The sequence below is a fragment of the Citrobacter sp. genome (assembly GCF_050252275.1).
In the GTDB taxonomy this organism is placed as follows: domain Bacteria; phylum Pseudomonadota; class Gammaproteobacteria; order Enterobacterales; family Enterobacteriaceae; genus Citrobacter_A; species Citrobacter_A amalonaticus.
In genome coordinates this window covers 1-14239 of the sequence record NZ_JBFWLF010000095.1, presented here as the reverse complement: position 1 = coordinate 14239, position 14239 = coordinate 1, and the positions used below count along the sequence as shown (strand labels likewise).

The following is a 14239-nucleotide window of genomic DNA, read 5'->3' as shown; positions in this document are numbered from 1 at the left end:
TGACCCTTTAAGGGTCCTGAAGGAACGTTGAAGACGACGACGTTGATAGGCCGGGTGTGTAAGCGCAGCGATGCGTTGAGCTAACCGGTACTAATGAACCGTGAGGCTTAACCTTACAACGCCGAAGATGTTTTGGCGGATTTGAGAGAATTTTCAGCGTTGATACCGGATTGTAGTGCGCAATAGTTTGCGCAGCGGCAAGGCGGCAAATGAAGCGACGGAAGGAGCATACACAGGTATGTGACTGACGTTGGCGAATGCAGCCAACGCAGCTGATGCGATAAAATATTGCGTACAGAGCAGCAAGAATTTGCCTGGCGGCTTTAGCGCGGTGGTCCCACCTGACCCCATGCCGAACTCAGAAGTGAAACGCCGTAGCGCCGATGGTAGTGTGGGGTCTCCCCATGCGAGAGTAGGGAACTGCCAGGCATCAAATTAAGCAGTAAACTGATGTAAAAATCAGTAGTTGTAGAAAAATTCGGTGGAGCGGTAGTTCAGTTGGTTAGAATACCTGCCTGTCACGCAGGGGGTCGCGGGTTCGAGTCCCGTCCGTTCCGCCACTTATTAAGAGCCCTGAGTTAACACTCAGGGCTTTTTCTTTGCCTGAAATCTAATTGTTGCTAAAAACGCAAAAATCCTCTGCATTTTTCGCTCTTTTTCAACAAAACGCAAAACGTCATAATCCTCTCAGTTAACGAACATGATGAATCAAAGAGGAATTATTATGACTATCCCGGCATTCGGTTTAGGTACCTTCCGTCTTAAGGACGATGTTGTTATTGCATCCGTAAAAACGGCTCTGGAGCTCGGTTACCGTGCTGTCGATACTGCACAAATCTATGATAATGAAGCCGCAGTTGGCCAGGCAATTGCAGAGAGCGGCGTTCCGCGCAATGAGTTGTACATTACGACCAAGATCTGGATTGAGAATCTGAGCAAAGACAAGCTGATCCCTAGCCTGAAAGAGAGCCTGAAAAAACTGCGTACTGATTATGTTGATCTGACGCTGATCCACTGGCCATCACCAAATGATGCTGTATCGGTTGAGGAATTCATGCAGGCGCTGCTGGAAGCGAAAAAGCAGGGACTGACGCGTGAAATCGGTATCTCTAACTTCACTATCCCGCTGATGGAAAAAGCCATTGCAGCGGTTGGTGCTGAAAATATTGCGACTAACCAAATTGAACTGTCTCCTTACCTGCAAAATGGCAAAGTGGTTGACTGGGCGAATGCACACGGTATCCACATCACGTCTTACATGACGCTGGCATATGGTAAGGCACTGAAAGATGAAGTGATTACCCGCATCGCGGCGAAACACAACGCCACTGCAGCTCAGGTGATCCTGGCATGGGCGATGGATGAAGGTTACTCGGTCATTCCTTCTTCCACTAAGCGAGAAAACCTGGCAAGCAACCTGTTGGCGCTGGATCTAACGTTAGATACCGAAGATAAAAAAGCGATCGCTGCTCTGGATTGCAACAATCGCCTGGTAAGCCCGGAAGGACTGGCACCGCAGTGGGATTAATGCGTTAACCCCAGAATGCCTTTAACCCTCTTTAACAGCTCCTCCGGGAGCTGTTCTTATATATTCACTCAGAAAATCGATAAATGCCCGAATACGCGTACTCACGGCACGATCGCTGTAATAGACGGCGCTGAACGGCATCTCTACCGGCAGGCGTTTATCGGCCATCAGCTCCACCAGTTCACCTCGCGCAATTTCCCGATCAATCATGTAGTCCGACAGGCAGGCAATGCCGTTTCCGCTGAGGCAGAGTTGTTTAAGCGTTTCGCCGCTGTTTGACGAAATTCCACAGTCAATCTCGTGAAGTTGCCCATCGCTACAAGCGATAGGCCAGGTGTTGAGGGATACGGGTTCGGTGAAGCCCAGGCACAGGTGTGCTTTTAGCTCTTCCACTGTTTCCGGCTTCCCGTATTGTTCAAGATAATCCGGCGAGGCAATAATCTTCCGATAGCTGTTAAAGAGCGGTCGGGCGCGGAGACTGGAATCCGTCAATGTGCCTGCACGGATTGCAATATCCACTTTTCTCTCGATCAAATTGATAAAGGTTTCAGAGGAAACAAGAGAAAGCGTAATTTCCGGGTAACGTTCGCGGAAAGGCTTTATCAACGGCATCAGAAAATGCAGCATCACCGGCGTGGCGGCATCGATACGGAGCACCCCGCGTGGAGTGCTGCGTGTCTCCATGATTTCCGTTTCTGCCGCCGCCATCTCCTGCAACAAAGACTGGACGCGGCGAAAATAGCGTTCACCTTCTTCTGTCAGGCTGAGTTGCCGGGTTGTGCGGTTGAGTAAACTCACGCCAAGCTTCATTTCCAGCTTTTTAACTGCCCGGCTAACCGCTGAGTTTGCCTGACCTAACTGTTCTGCCGCCCGGCTGAAACTTCCGCTTTCTACCACTGAAACAAAAATGGCGAGTTCTTCTGAAGTTGCTTTCATTTTTGCACCCGAAGCAAAATTGTATTGAGATTTTGGATATTTTTGTTATTAAACCATCCCGGCATACTGCGTGTCATCCGAATACTGATGATATGGAGTGATTTATGCCTCTCGCGTTATTTGCGCTGACAATAAGTGCTTTTGCTATTGGCACAACCGAATTTGTGATTGTAGGCCTGGTGCCGACAATTGCCGAACAACTGGCCATTTCTCTGCCTTCTGCGGGGATGTTGGTTTCCATCTATGCTCTCGGCGTGGCGATTGGCGCGCCAGTACTGACGGCATTGACTGGACGTCTGCCGCGTAAGCCGTTGTTGGTTGCGCTGATGGTCCTGTTCACGGCGGGCAACCTGCTGGCATGGCAGGCTCCTGGTTATATGACGCTGATTGCGGCCCGTTTACTGACCGGTCTGGCTCATGGCGTGTTCTTCTCGATTGGCTCCACCATTGCCACCAGTCTGGTAGCAAAAGAAAAAGCGGCTTCTGCCATTGCCATCATGTTTGGTGGTCTGACGATTGCTCTGGTGACCGGGGTTCCTCTGGGGACGTTCATCGGTCAGCATTTTGGCTGGCGCGAAACCTTTCTGGCCGTTTCTGTGTTGGGCGTGATTGCGCTGATCAGCAGTCAGTGGCTCATTCCGGCGAACATTCCGGGGCGCGCCGCGGCGACGCTACGTGACCAGTTGAGTGTCTTAACGCATCCACGCTTGTTGATCATCTATGCGATCACGGCATTGGGCTACGGCGGCGTCTTTACCGCATTTACCTTTCTGGCGCCGATGATGCAGGATCTGGCGGGTTTCTCGCCTGCCGCAGTGAGTTGGATCTTATTAGGCTATGGCGTATCCGTCGCGGTAGGTAACATCTGGGGCGGAAAACTGGCGGATAAACATGGGGCGGTGCCTGCGCTGAAGTTTATTTTCGCCGCACTGTTTGTACTGTTGCTCGTCTTTCAGTTTACCGCCACTATGCAGTACGCCGCGCTGGCAACGGTACTGGTGATGGGGATCTTTGCTTTCGGCAATGTACCGGGTTTGCAGGTCTATGTGGTGCAAAAAGCCGAACAATTTACGCCGAATGTGGTAGATGTGGCATCCGGCCTCAACATCGCGGCTTTTAACATCGGGATTGCGATCGGTTCTGTTGTCGGCGGACAGACGGTGGAGCACTTCGGCCTGGCGCAAACACCGTGGATTGGGGCATTGATTGTGTTGGGAGCCTTCCTGTTGATGGGGATTAGTGGTCGACTGGATAAACCCGCACGCGTAGCCGTGCTGGGTTAAGTACTTGATGTAAGTGTGTGCTTACAAAACAAACTGCAATTGGTCGTTGAAAGTGTGAGCTAAAATCCCTATAACAGAAGAACCAGTCCGGCACCGGGCTGGTTGACGTTACAGAGGTTTGAAAGTCAAAAGTGCGAAAAAACACCTATGCCATGCGCTATGTTGCCGGACAACCCGCTGAGCGGATTTTGCCGCCCGGGTCATTTTCGAGCATCGGCCAGGCATTACCCGCCGGGGCGCCGTTAAGCAGTGAAGATCGGATCCGTATCCTGGTGTGGAATATCTTTAAGCAGCAGCGAGCGGAATGGCTTTCGGTGCTGAAGAATTTTGGCAAAGATGCGCACCTGGTGTTGTTACAGGAAGCGCAAACGACGCCGGAGCTGGTGAAGTTTGCGACGGCGAATTACCTGGCGGCCGATCAGGTGCCGGCATTTGTTCTGCCACAGCATCCGTCAGGGGTGATGACGCTCTCATCCGCGCATCCCGTATACTGTTGCCCACTTCGTGAGCGAGAGCCTATCCTGCGCCTGGCAAAATCGGCGCTGGTTACCGTCTATCCGTTGCCCGATACGCGACTGTTGATGGTCGTTAATATCCATGCGGTTAACTTTAGTCTGGGGGTCGATGTGTATAGTAAGCAGTTACTTCCAATCGGTGACCAGATTGCGCATCACAGTGGCCCGGTGATTATGGCCGGAGATTTTAATGCCTGGAGCCGACGCCGCATGAATGCGCTGTATCGCTTCGCGCGCGAAATGTCGTTGCGCCAGGTTCGTTTTACTGACGATCAGCGCCGTCGCGCGTTTGGTCGCCCCCTGGATTTTGTCTTTTATCGTGGTCTGAACGTCAGTGAGGCTTCAGTACTGGTCACACGCGCATCCGATCACAATCCGCTACTCGTTGAATTCAGTCCCGGCAAACCTGTGCAGTAAGGTGTGTCAGGTCTGCCGTTGGGGCAGACCTGTAGTGGTGCTGCCCTTTATCTTGCAAACAACCAAAGGACAGCATAATGACAACACACTCCCACCACGATAACGTCGAAAAGCAGTTTGGCTCCCAGGCGAATGCCTATTTAACCAGTGCCGTGCATGCAACCGGTCGCGACTTGCAGCGTCTGGCTGAGCGTCTGTCTGCGTTCCCTCATGCCAGCGTACTGGATATGGGCTGTGGCGCCGGGCATGCAAGCTTTATCGCCGCGCAGAATGTGAAACAAGTGGTGGCTTACGATTTATCTTCGCAGATGCTTGACGTTGTGGCGCAGGCGGCAAAAGAGAAGGGATTAGCCAACATCACCACCAGGCAGGGCTATGCCGAAAGCCTGCCGTTTGAGGATGCTGTCTTTGACATTGTTATCAGTCGTTATTCCGCGCATCACTGGCATGATGTAGGCAGAGCGCTGCGCGAAGTTAATCGGGTATTAAAACCGGGCGGTGTCCTGATTATTATGGATGTCATGTCCCCAGGGCATCCGGTCCGCGATATCTGGTTACAGACGGTGGAGGCATTGCGCGACACCTCGCATGTTCGCAACTATTCCAGCGGCGAATGGCTGGCGCTGATGAATGATGCAAACCTGATTGTTGATTCGTTGATAACCGACCGTTTGCCGCTGGAGTTTAGTTCATGGGTGACGAGAATGCGCACGCCCGCTGAACTGGTAGATGCGATTCGTCTGTATCAGGTAAGCGCCTCTGCGGAGGTGAAAGCTTACTTCGCTTTACAGGACGAGGGATCGTTTACCAGCGATACCATCATGGCCGAAGCGCACAAAGCGGCATAAAGAAAATAGGCACCGGGGGAAATCGGTGCCTTTTAATATTGTGAGCTATCAGGAGTCTGGCGTGTTGTTGTTTTTCACAAACAACGTCAGTTGATCGCCGGGCTTCAGATTGTCCGTATCGTTGTTCCAGCGCATGACATCTTTGATGTTAACGCCGTGACGTTTAGCAATGCTCGAAAGCGAATCGCCCTTACGTACACGATAGGTAATGCTGTCGCTGTTTTTAGCCAGTTGCTGTGCACTGTTACCGGCACCCACCGTCAGACTTTGGCCCACTTTCAGCGTTGAACCACGCAGCTTATTCCACTGCTGCAGATCCTTCGTGCTCACGCCGAGACGTGAAGCAATGCCTGAAAGCGTATCGCCAGAGCGAACGGTGTAACTACGACTGTTCAGCGGGGTGTTATCAGCCACCAGAGTGGACTGTACGGCAGCAATTTCGCCAGAGGCCAGAGATTCACGCAGTTTCTCTGCATGCTTCTTTGGTACCATTACGTATTGCGGACCGCTTGCGCCCAGCGTGGAGCCTTTCACACCAGCATTAAAGGTCTTCAGCTTGCTGACGGGAATCCCCGCCATATCGGCAACCTGCGCCATTTCAACCGGACTGCTTAAACGAACACGCGCCAGTGCACGACTTTCGTCTGTGGTTGGCAGACGTACGCCATAACGTTTGCTGTTCTTGAGAATATCACTCAGGGCCAGCATTTTTGGCACGTACAGCTTCGTTTCCTGAGGCAACGGCAACGACCAGAAGTCGGTGGATTTCCCACGCGCTTTGTTCGTTTTAATCGCCTTCATGACCCGACCTTCACCGCTATTATAAGCCGCAACGGTCAGCAGCCAGTCGCCGTCAAACATTTTGTTCAGACGTTGCATCATGTCGAGCGCTGCGGTTGTGGAAGCCACCACATCGCGACGCGCGTCATAACTGCGGGTCTGTTTTAAACCATAATTGCGCCCCGTGCTCGGAATGATCTGCCAGATGCCTGCGGCATTGGCGCCAGACGTCGCATGAGGATCAAAAGCGCTCTCCACTATGGGTAGTAGTACCAGTTCCATTGGCATGTTACGTTTCTTAACTTGCCCGGCTATCCAGTACATATACGGCTCTGCCCGTAAAGTTACATCGTGGAGATAGCTCTTATTGCGTAAATACTTCTGTTTTTGTTCGCGAATCCGGTCGTTTTCCGGAATTCCCATCTTTAGCTCGTCGCCAATGAAAGCCCACAAGTCTTGATCCGGCGCGAGGGACGTCCCATCGTCCATCCATCGTGCCTGACTCGTAAACTTTCCTGCTTCCCCTTGACCAGCTGCAGAAAGGCTCTGTGCGTGCTGTTGGACATTACCGGCGTTTTGAGACGACTGGCAACCCACGAGCAGGACAGAGGCGAGTAAGATCGCTTTTGCCTTCATGTGTGTGTCAATAGTTGCTTAAAAGACGACCGATCATAACGGCGAAGTTTTGAAAAGGCAACCTGCAATTATCAGAAGCTGTCTTTCTTTGACCTTAACCAGGCAAATCGCTCTTCAGGGTGTTGCAATATTGTTTCTTTGTTAATTTCATTAATTAAATCAATATCTTCTGTTCTCAAAAAAATATTATTTTTCCGCTCATTTTTCAGAATAACGGGGAGTGTCATTTGTTTTTTTACCCGTAACTCATTAACTTTACGATAATAATCATTTATGAACGAATCGTGCGGCAGAATGCTCAGGGCAAACTTCATATTTGCTAAAGTATATTCATGGGCGCAACAAATAAGCGTATCGTCTGGAAGTCCGGATATTTTTTTAAGCGATTGATACATCTGACTCGCTGTGCCTTCGAACAGGCGTCCACAACCTCCCGAAAACAGCGTATCTCCGCAGAAAAGATAAGGATGGCTAAAGTAACAGATATGTCCTAAAGTGTGACCGGGTGTAGCAAATATACTAAATTCATGCCCCAAAATGAGGGCGGAATCGCCATCTTCGACTATATGAGTGACCCCCTTATCTTGTGTCTCTGCTGGTCCGTAAACCACTAGTTTAGGAAAGTTCTGTACCAGTTCTTTCACGCCACCCACATGGTCCTGATGATGATGAGTGAGTAGAATAGCCTCTGGCTGCCACTGGTTTTCGGCAATCGCCTTTAACACCGGCGCGGCGTCGCCCGGGTCCACGATCAGACAACGTCCTTCATCATTACTCAGAACCCAGATGTAATTGTCCTGAAACGCCGGAATACTGTTAAGATTCATAAATTACCTCTCTGTCTATGCATAACGGATGGTTGTGATGAAACCGGCAAGGAACCCTCAAACAGTCGTAGCACCCGATCGCTGGAGCGATTTGCCCTGGGGAGAGTACTATCGTGAGGCGCTGGAAAAACAGCTTAACCCGTGGTTTGCAAAAATGTATGGTTTTCACCTGCTTAAGGTGGGCAATTTAAGTGCAGAAATCAACTCGGAAGCCTGTGCGGTTTCGCATCAGGTTAACGTTTCTGCCAAAGGCTCGCCGGTTCAGGTTCAGGCCGATCCGCTTCATCTCCCTTTTGCCGATAAATCGGTCGATGTCTGTCTGCTGGCGCACACGCTACCCTGGTGCGCCGATCCCCACCGCTTGTTACGTGAAGCCGATCGGGTACTTATTGATGATGGCTGGCTGGTACTGAGCGGATTCAACCCGGTGAGCCTGATGGGGCTGCGCAAGCTGGTGCCGGTGCTGCGTAAATCATCGCCTTATAATAGTCGTATGTTTACGCTGATGCGCCAACTGGACTGGCTGTCGCTACTGAATTTTGAAGTGCTGCACTACAGCCGTTTTCACGTCCTGCCGTGGAAAAAGCAAGGAGGAAAGATGTTGAGTGCACACCTTCCTGCGCTGGGCTGTATGCAGATGATTGTGGCGCGTAAGCGAACGATTCCGCTTACGCTCAATCCGATGAAACAGAACAAGGCGAAAGCGCGCATACCGCAGGCCGTTGGCGCGACCCGGCAATATCGCAAGCCGGACGTTTAAGCTTCGGGCTGATAACCAACGTCTTCCTGAGTAGGATTCATGGCGGCGGCACGGGCAAGCTCATCGCAACGCTCGTTTTCTGGATGACCGGCATGGCCTTTTACCCACTCCCATTTGATCTGATGCTGCCCGAGGGCGGCATCAAGACGCTTCCAGAGATCGACATTTTTTACCGGTTTTTTGTCGGCAGTTTTCCAGCCGCGTTTTTTCCAGTTATGAATCCATTGGGTGATCCCCTGGCGCACATACTGACTGTCAGTGCTCAAAATGACTTCACAATGTTCTTTCAGGGCTTCCAGGGCGACGATCGCCGCCATCAGCTCCATGCGATTATTGGTCGTGAGGATATAGCCCTCATTAAAGGTTTTTTCGCGCCCGCGATAGCGTAAAATTGCCCCGTAACCGCCCGGACCTGGATTGCCCAGGCACGAACCGTCGGTGAAAATTTCTACCTGTTTAAGCATCTCTGGTAGACTTCCTGTAATTGAATCGAACCGTAAAACGACAAGTCTGACATAAATGACCGCTATGAGCACTGCAATTACACGACAGATCGTCCTCGATACCGAAACCACCGGTATGAACCAGATCGGCGCGCACTACGAAGGGCACAAGATCATTGAGATCGGTGCTGTAGAGGTGGTGAACCGCCGTCTGACGGGGAATAACTTCCATGTCTATCTGAAGCCTGATCGGCTGGTGGATCCGGAAGCGTTCGGCGTCCACGGAATTGCGGATGAGTTCCTGCTGGACAAGCCGACATTTGCCGAGGTGGCGGATGAATTTCTCGATTATATCCGCGGGGCGGAACTGGTCATTCATAACGCGTCGTTTGATATCGGCTTTATGGACTACGAGTTCAGCAAGCTCAACCGCGATATCCCGAAAACCAATACCTTCTGTAAAGTTACCGATAGTCTGGCGCTGGCGAGGAAGATGTTCCCTGGCAAGCGTAATAGCCTGGATGCATTGTGCTCGCGTTATGAGATAGACAACAGCAAGCGTACGCTGCACGGCGCATTGCTCGATGCCCAGATTCTGGCTGATGTTTATCTGATGATGACCGGCGGTCAGACGACGATGGCGTTTTCGATGGAAGGGGAAACTCAGCAGCAGGGCAATACGGGGATCCAGCGGCTTGTACGTCAGGCCAGCAAGCTACGCGTCGTTTTCGCCACCGATGAGGAAGTGGCGGCCCATGAATCGCGCCTCGACCTGGTGGAAAAGAAAGGGGGAAGTTGCCTCTGGCGGGCGTAGAAAGTCGGCAAATGAGTTAAAAACCGCCGCTCGGGTGATTTTTAGAGCAAACGATTAAAAACGTGAGAAAAAGCGTTGACGAGGTGTGTGGCAATCCGTAATATGCGCTTCGTTCCCAAGTGGAACACATCGCGGAGCGGTAGTTCAGTTGGTTAGAATACCTGCCTGTCACGCAGGGGGTCGCGGGTTCGAGTCCCGTCCGTTCCGCCACTATTCAGAAAGCCTGAGTCAGTAATGATTCAGGCTTTCGTCGTTTTTATCTCGTCAAAAAATCAGCGCAGAATAAACGGGTCGGCATCCTGCCAGGCCGGGAAGGTCTCCCGATACGCTTTCAGCGCACTCAAAGAAAGTTCCGCGTCAATGCGAGTAGCCTGATGGGCTTCCGCTGTCGCAATGATTTCTCCTTGCGGGCTGATAACCCGACTGTCGCCACGATAGTGATGCCCGTTGCCGTCGGTGCCGACGCGGTTACATCCCGCCACCCAGACCTGATTTTCAATCGCGCGTGCCGCCAGCAACGTCTGCCAGTGCTGAGAACGAGGCGCCGGCCAATTGGCGACATACAGCGCCAGATCATAATCGTTCAAATTGCGTGACCATACTGGAAAACGCAGGTCATAACAGACCTGCGGGAGAATGCGCCACCCGCGCCATTCCACGATCACGCGGCGGTTGCCTGGCTGGTAATGATGATGTTCGTCAGCCATTCGAAACAGGTGGCGTTTATCATAGAAGTGCACGTTACCTTCTGGCTCGACCAGTAAAAAACGGTTTACCGCGCCACGTTCTGTCTGAAGCGCGGCGCTACCGGCAATCAGAGCGTTCGTTCGCTGCGCCTGTTTTTGCATCCATGAAATCACCTCCTCCTGAGTGGGCGCTTCTCTGGCAGCCTCCATCACAAACCCTGTGGTGAACATTTCGGGTAAGACGATGAGATCGCGCCCCGTTACCGGTTCCAGTAAAAGGTCAAAGTGACGCAAATTGGCGGGTCCATCCATCCAGACCAGCGGTTGTTGCAGCAGCGTAATTTTCAAACCAGGCACGGTAGGGTCTCCTTGTTGAACAGCATTCTGACACTGTAGCACGTGATTTCAGGAAACGTGGGTGATAAAAAGCCCCGCCGAAGCGAGGCTAATAGGTCATGCGTAAGCGTTACGCGGCTTCGACTTTACGCACTTTCTCTGGCAGCTTTACCGGCTTTGTCGCCAGCTCCTCGGGTTCAAAATCGTCCACATTGATGCTGCGCAGTCGGCTTTCTTCCGCTTTGACCAGAATCGCTGCTTCGTCTTTATCAATGAGCCCTTTGGCCAGCGCATTTTGCGCCAGTTCATCCAGACGGGTGAACGGCAGGTTTTTGCCAATCTCTTTGCAAATACGCTGATGAATAGGGTCGGCGGCCATCACATCCAGCAGCGCTTCTTCCAGTAATCCCACCGGGTTATGCTCGCTCGGCGTCAGATACTGTCCACGGCCGATACGGTCACGGGTGGCGCTCGGTACCTGCAATATCTTCGCGACTTTATGATCCAGCTTATCGGAAGGGGCCAGGTAGTGACGACCGGTCGGGAAGATCACCACGTTCAGCAGGCCAGCCACCAGGCGGTTCGGGAAGTTCTGCAGCAGATCGTCGATTGCCTGTTCCGCTTTATACAGTGCATCCTGCACACCCCAGTGAACCAGCGGCAGGTCCGCTTCATGACGGCCTTCGTCGTCGTAACGTTTCAGAACCGCAGAGGCCAGATACAGCTGGCTCAACACATCACCCAGACGAGCAGATATGCGCTCGCGGCGTTTGAGACTTCCGCCCAGCACAGCCATCGACACGTCAGAGAGTAGCGCCAGGTTCGCGCTCAGGCGGTTAAGGTGCTGATAATAACGCTTCGTCGCATCGCGGGTGGGCGTTTGGCTGGTTAAACCACGCGTCAGACCCAACCAGAAGCTGCGCACTTTGTTGCTGCCGACGTGGCCGATATGTTTAAACAGCAGTTTGTCGAACGCATTCACATCGTTATTCTGTGCGGCCGCCATCTCTTCGAGGACATACGGATGGCAGCGAATTGCCCCCTGACCGAAGATCATCATGCTACGGGTCAGAATGTTCGCGCCTTCTACGGTGATGGCGATCGGCGCGCCCTGATAGGCCCGCGCCAGGAAATTACCTTCGCCCAGCATAATGCCCTTGCCACCGGTGATATCCATCGCGTCAATAATTGACTGCTGACCACGATGAGTACAGTGATACTTGACGATTGCCGACAGCACTGCCGGTTTCTCACCGAGCATAATACCGTAGGTGATGAGGGACGCAGCGGCATCCATCACGTAGGCATTACCGGCAATGCGTGCCAGCGGTTCTTCAATCCCTTCCATTTTACCGATAGAGATTTTGAACTGACGACGAATGTGGGCATAAGCACCGGTAGCCATCGCAACGGATTTTACGCCGCCGGTCGAGTTAGACGGCAGGGTAATCCCGCGGCCCACCGACAGACATTCCACCAGCATACGCCAGCCCTGACCGGCCATTTTCGGGCCGCCGATGATGTAATCGATCGGAACAAATACATCGTTACCGCGAGTCGGACCGTTCTGGAACGGGACGTTCAGCGGGAAGTGACGACGACCAATTTCCACGCCTGGCGTCGAGGTTGGGATTAACGCACAGGTGATCCCCAGTTCTTCTTCGCCGCCCAGCAGCTTATCCGGGTCAGAAAGTTTAAATGCCAGTCCCAGGACGGTGGCGATAGGCGCGAGGGTGATATAACGCTTGTTCCAGGTCAAACGCATCCCCAGCACCTGCTGGCCTTGCCATTCGCCCATACAAACAATACCGGTATCCGGAATGGCGCCCGCATCAGAACCCGCTTCCGGGCTGGTCAGCGCAAAGCAAGGGATCTCCTGACCACGCGCCAGACGAGGCAGGTAATGGTCTTTCTGCTCTTGTGTACCGTAATGTTGCAGCAGCTCGCCTGGGCCTAAGGAGTTCGGCACGCCCACGGTAATCGCCAGGATCCCGGAGACGCCAGAAAGTTTTTGCAGCACGCGAGACTGGGCGTAAGCGGAGAATTCCAGCCCGCCGTACTCTTTCTTAATGATCATCGCGAAGAAGCGATGTTCTTTCAGGAACGCCCACAGTTCCGGCGGGAGATCGGCCAGCTCGTGGGTGATCTGGAAGTCGTTCGCCATGCGGCACGCTTCTTCCACCGGGCCGTCGATGAACGCCTGCTCTTCGGCGGTCAGACGCGGCTGCGGATAGTTGTGCAGTTTTTTCCAGTCCGGATTGCCCTGAAACAGATCGCCTTCCCACCAGGTGGTACCGGCATCAATCGCTTCTTTCTCCGTACGTGACATCGGCGGCATCACCTTACGAAAGCCACGGAACACCGGCGCGGAGATCATCGATTTACGCATCGGCGTCACATTGAACGGGACGAGGAGAATGGCCAGCGGAACCAGCAGCCAGATATTCCACAGTCCGGCCACGCCAAGCGCGGCCGTCCATGCGAGCAGAATCAGGCTGCTGAGGAACAGGCTCACGCGGTGATAAAACAGCGCGCCGAGCAGAACAATCGTAGCGAGAATACTCAAAATCATCATAACGAAAAGCTCCCTTGCTTGTAGGAGGTCTGACCACTTGTGATGATATGGTTGTAGTGGATGTGAATTCTTTTAGCAATGTGTTTACAAAATAATTACAACAAAGCTCACATTGTTGCCGATTTCTGCGGCACGAAAAATCAAAAGCCGTCGCCATTGATGTGGCTTATGCTTCTCGCTGCCAGTGCTATCCGGTACACTGCATCCTGTCATTTACATTCATGCTGAAGGATATCCTCATGTACCAGGATCTTATTCGTAACGAACTGAACGAAGCGGCGGAAACGCTGGCGAATTTTTTAAAAGATGATGCCAATATTCACGCCATTCAGCGCGCGGCGGTCCTGCTGGCAGACAGTTTTAAAGCAGGAGGTAAGGTACTGTCCTGCGGTAACGGCGGCTCTCATTGTGACGCCATGCACTTTGCCGAAGAACTGACCGGGCGTTATCGCGAAAACCGTCCGGGCTATCCGGCCATTGCGATTTCCGACGTTAGCCACATCTCCTGCGTCAGCAATGATTTCGGTTACGACTACGTCTTTTCCCGTTATGTGGAAGCGGTAGGGCGCGAAGGCGATGTGCTGTTAGGCATCTCAACCTCCGGCAATTCGGGTAACGTGATCAAAGCCATCGCCGCGGCACGCAAGAAGGGAATGAAGGTCATCACCCTGACCGGTAAAGACGGCGGCAAAATGGCCGGTACTGCCGATATCGAAATCCGCGTTCCGCATTTCGGCTATGCTGACCGTATTCAGGAAATTCATATTAAAGTGATTCATATCCTGATTCAGTTGATCGAAAAAGAGATGGTTAAGTAAGTCTTCGCCGGGGGTTTTGCGCCCCCGCAGTTGTGGA

Annotated in this window: 13 protein-coding genes, 2 tRNA genes and 2 rRNA genes; 11 read left to right on the top strand and 6 right to left on the bottom strand. The window is 52.5% G+C overall.

The annotated features are described in order from the left end of the window. The 4 genes from AB7E14_RS10285 to dkgB form a co-directional block, all read left to right on the top strand. Positions 1-115 (top strand): 23S ribosomal RNA (locus AB7E14_RS10285); the annotation flags it as partial. A gap of 198 nt (positions 116-313) precedes the next feature. Next, a 5S ribosomal RNA gene (rrf, locus tag AB7E14_RS10280) occupies positions 314-429 on the top strand. A gap of 54 nt (positions 430-483) precedes the next feature. Next, positions 484-560, top strand: a tRNA-Asp gene (locus tag AB7E14_RS10275). Between the two features lie 164 nt (positions 561-724). Further along, positions 725-1528 (top strand): 2,5-didehydrogluconate reductase DkgB, encoded by an 804-nt coding sequence (dkgB, locus tag AB7E14_RS10270; RefSeq protein ID WP_316962892.1) that lies wholly within the window; start codon positions 725-727, stop codon positions 1526-1528. A 21-nt stretch (positions 1529-1549) separates the two neighbouring features. On the opposite strand, the gene yafC is transcribed toward dkgB, so the two are convergent. Further along, a complete protein-coding gene (gene yafC / locus AB7E14_RS10265) occupies positions 1550-2464 on the bottom strand; it encodes a DNA-binding transcriptional regulator YafC (RefSeq protein WP_316962893.1) in 915 nt (304 codons plus the stop codon). A gap of 104 nt (positions 2465-2568) precedes the next feature. Between yafC and AB7E14_RS10260 the strand changes: the two genes are divergently transcribed. From AB7E14_RS10260 to AB7E14_RS10250, 3 genes are all read left to right on the top strand, one after another. Then, on the top strand, positions 2569-3747 hold the full coding sequence (locus tag AB7E14_RS10260) for an MFS transporter (RefSeq protein ID WP_058587669.1): 1179 nt from the start codon (positions 2569-2571) through the stop codon (positions 3745-3747). A gap of 131 nt (positions 3748-3878) precedes the next feature. Continuing rightward, positions 3879-4679 carry an endonuclease/exonuclease/phosphatase family protein gene (locus tag AB7E14_RS10255; protein ID WP_042997839.1) on the top strand — a complete coding sequence of 267 codons (801 nt, stop codon included), beginning with the start codon at positions 3879-3881 and terminating at the stop codon, positions 4677-4679. A 77-nt stretch (positions 4680-4756) separates the two neighbouring features. Further along, positions 4757-5527 carry a class I SAM-dependent methyltransferase gene (locus tag AB7E14_RS10250; protein WP_316962894.1) on the top strand — a complete coding sequence of 257 codons (771 nt, stop codon included), beginning with the start codon at positions 4757-4759 and terminating at the stop codon, positions 5525-5527. A gap of 48 nt (positions 5528-5575) precedes the next feature. On the opposite strand, the gene mltD is transcribed toward AB7E14_RS10250, so the two are convergent. Next, positions 5576-6943 carry a murein transglycosylase D gene (gene mltD, locus AB7E14_RS10245; protein ID WP_042997837.1) on the bottom strand — a complete coding sequence of 456 codons (1368 nt, stop codon included), beginning with the start codon at positions 6941-6943 and terminating at the stop codon, positions 5576-5578. Positions 6944-7014: 71 nt separating this feature from the next. Continuing rightward, complete coding sequence (gene gloB / locus AB7E14_RS10240) at positions 7015-7770, bottom strand: hydroxyacylglutathione hydrolase (RefSeq protein ID WP_316962895.1); 756 nt, start codon at positions 7768-7770, stop codon at positions 7015-7017. 37 nt (positions 7771-7807) lie between these two features. On the opposite strand from gloB, the gene AB7E14_RS10235 reads away from it, so the two are divergent. Next, positions 7808-8530 (top strand): class I SAM-dependent methyltransferase, encoded by a 723-nt coding sequence (locus AB7E14_RS10235; RefSeq protein WP_044265108.1) that lies wholly within the window; start codon positions 7808-7810, stop codon positions 8528-8530. Here the strand turns inward: AB7E14_RS10235 and rnhA are convergent. Then, a complete protein-coding gene (rnhA, locus tag AB7E14_RS10230) occupies positions 8527-8994 on the bottom strand; it encodes a ribonuclease HI (RefSeq protein ID WP_042997834.1) in 468 nt (155 codons plus the stop codon). The genes AB7E14_RS10235 and rnhA overlap by 4 nt on opposite strands. Before the next feature lie 64 nt (positions 8995-9058). Here rnhA and dnaQ point away from each other — a divergent pair, with 64 nt between their 5' ends. Both dnaQ and AB7E14_RS10220 read left to right on the top strand, forming a co-directional pair. Beyond that, complete coding sequence (dnaQ, locus tag AB7E14_RS10225; protein ID WP_192477721.1) at positions 9059-9787, top strand: DNA polymerase III subunit epsilon; 729 nt, start codon at positions 9059-9061, stop codon at positions 9785-9787. Between the two features lie 133 nt (positions 9788-9920). Continuing rightward, positions 9921-9997, top strand: a tRNA-Asp gene (locus AB7E14_RS10220). 62 nt (positions 9998-10059) lie between these two features. Here AB7E14_RS10220 and AB7E14_RS10215 read toward each other — a convergent pair. Both AB7E14_RS10215 and fadE read right to left on the bottom strand, forming a co-directional pair. Continuing rightward, a complete protein-coding gene (locus tag AB7E14_RS10215) occupies positions 10060-10830 on the bottom strand; it encodes an amidohydrolase (RefSeq protein ID WP_044327757.1) in 771 nt (256 codons plus the stop codon). 109 nt (positions 10831-10939) lie between these two features. After that, complete coding sequence (fadE, locus tag AB7E14_RS10210; protein ID WP_042997831.1) at positions 10940-13384, bottom strand: acyl-CoA dehydrogenase FadE; 2445 nt, start codon at positions 13382-13384, stop codon at positions 10940-10942. A gap of 239 nt (positions 13385-13623) precedes the next feature. Here fadE and lpcA point away from each other — a divergent pair, with 239 nt between their 5' ends. Further along, positions 13624-14202 (top strand): D-sedoheptulose 7-phosphate isomerase, encoded by a 579-nt coding sequence (gene lpcA, locus AB7E14_RS10205; RefSeq protein ID WP_042997830.1) that lies wholly within the window; start codon positions 13624-13626, stop codon positions 14200-14202. Positions 14203-14239 lie beyond the last annotated feature (37 nt).

Coding starts and splice junctions, on each gene's coding strand:
- dkgB (WP_316962892.1), top strand. CDS start 725: ATGACTATCCCGGCATTCGGTTTAGGTACCTTCCGTCTTAAGGACGAT.
- yafC (WP_316962893.1), bottom strand. CDS start 2,464: ATGAAAGCAACTTCAGAAGAACTCGCCATTTTTGTTTCAGTGGTAGAA.
- AB7E14_RS10260 (WP_058587669.1), top strand. CDS start 2,569: ATGCCTCTCGCGTTATTTGCGCTGACAATAAGTGCTTTTGCTATTGGC.
- AB7E14_RS10250 (WP_316962894.1), top strand. CDS start 4,757: ATGACAACACACTCCCACCACGATAACGTCGAAAAGCAGTTTGGCTCC.
- mltD (WP_042997837.1), bottom strand. CDS start 6,943: ATGAAGGCAAAAGCGATCTTACTCGCCTCTGTCCTGCTCGTGGGTTGC.
- gloB (WP_316962895.1), bottom strand. CDS start 7,770: ATGAATCTTAACAGTATTCCGGCGTTTCAGGACAATTACATCTGGGTT.
- AB7E14_RS10235 (WP_044265108.1), top strand. CDS start 7,808: ATGAAACCGGCAAGGAACCCTCAAACAGTCGTAGCACCCGATCGCTGG.
- rnhA (WP_042997834.1), bottom strand. CDS start 8,994: ATGCTTAAACAGGTAGAAATTTTCACCGACGGTTCGTGCCTGGGCAAT.
- dnaQ (WP_192477721.1), top strand. CDS start 9,059: ATGAGCACTGCAATTACACGACAGATCGTCCTCGATACCGAAACCACC.
- fadE (WP_042997831.1), bottom strand. CDS start 13,384: ATGATGATTTTGAGTATTCTCGCTACGATTGTTCTGCTCGGCGCGCTG.
- lpcA (WP_042997830.1), top strand. CDS start 13,624: ATGTACCAGGATCTTATTCGTAACGAACTGAACGAAGCGGCGGAAACG.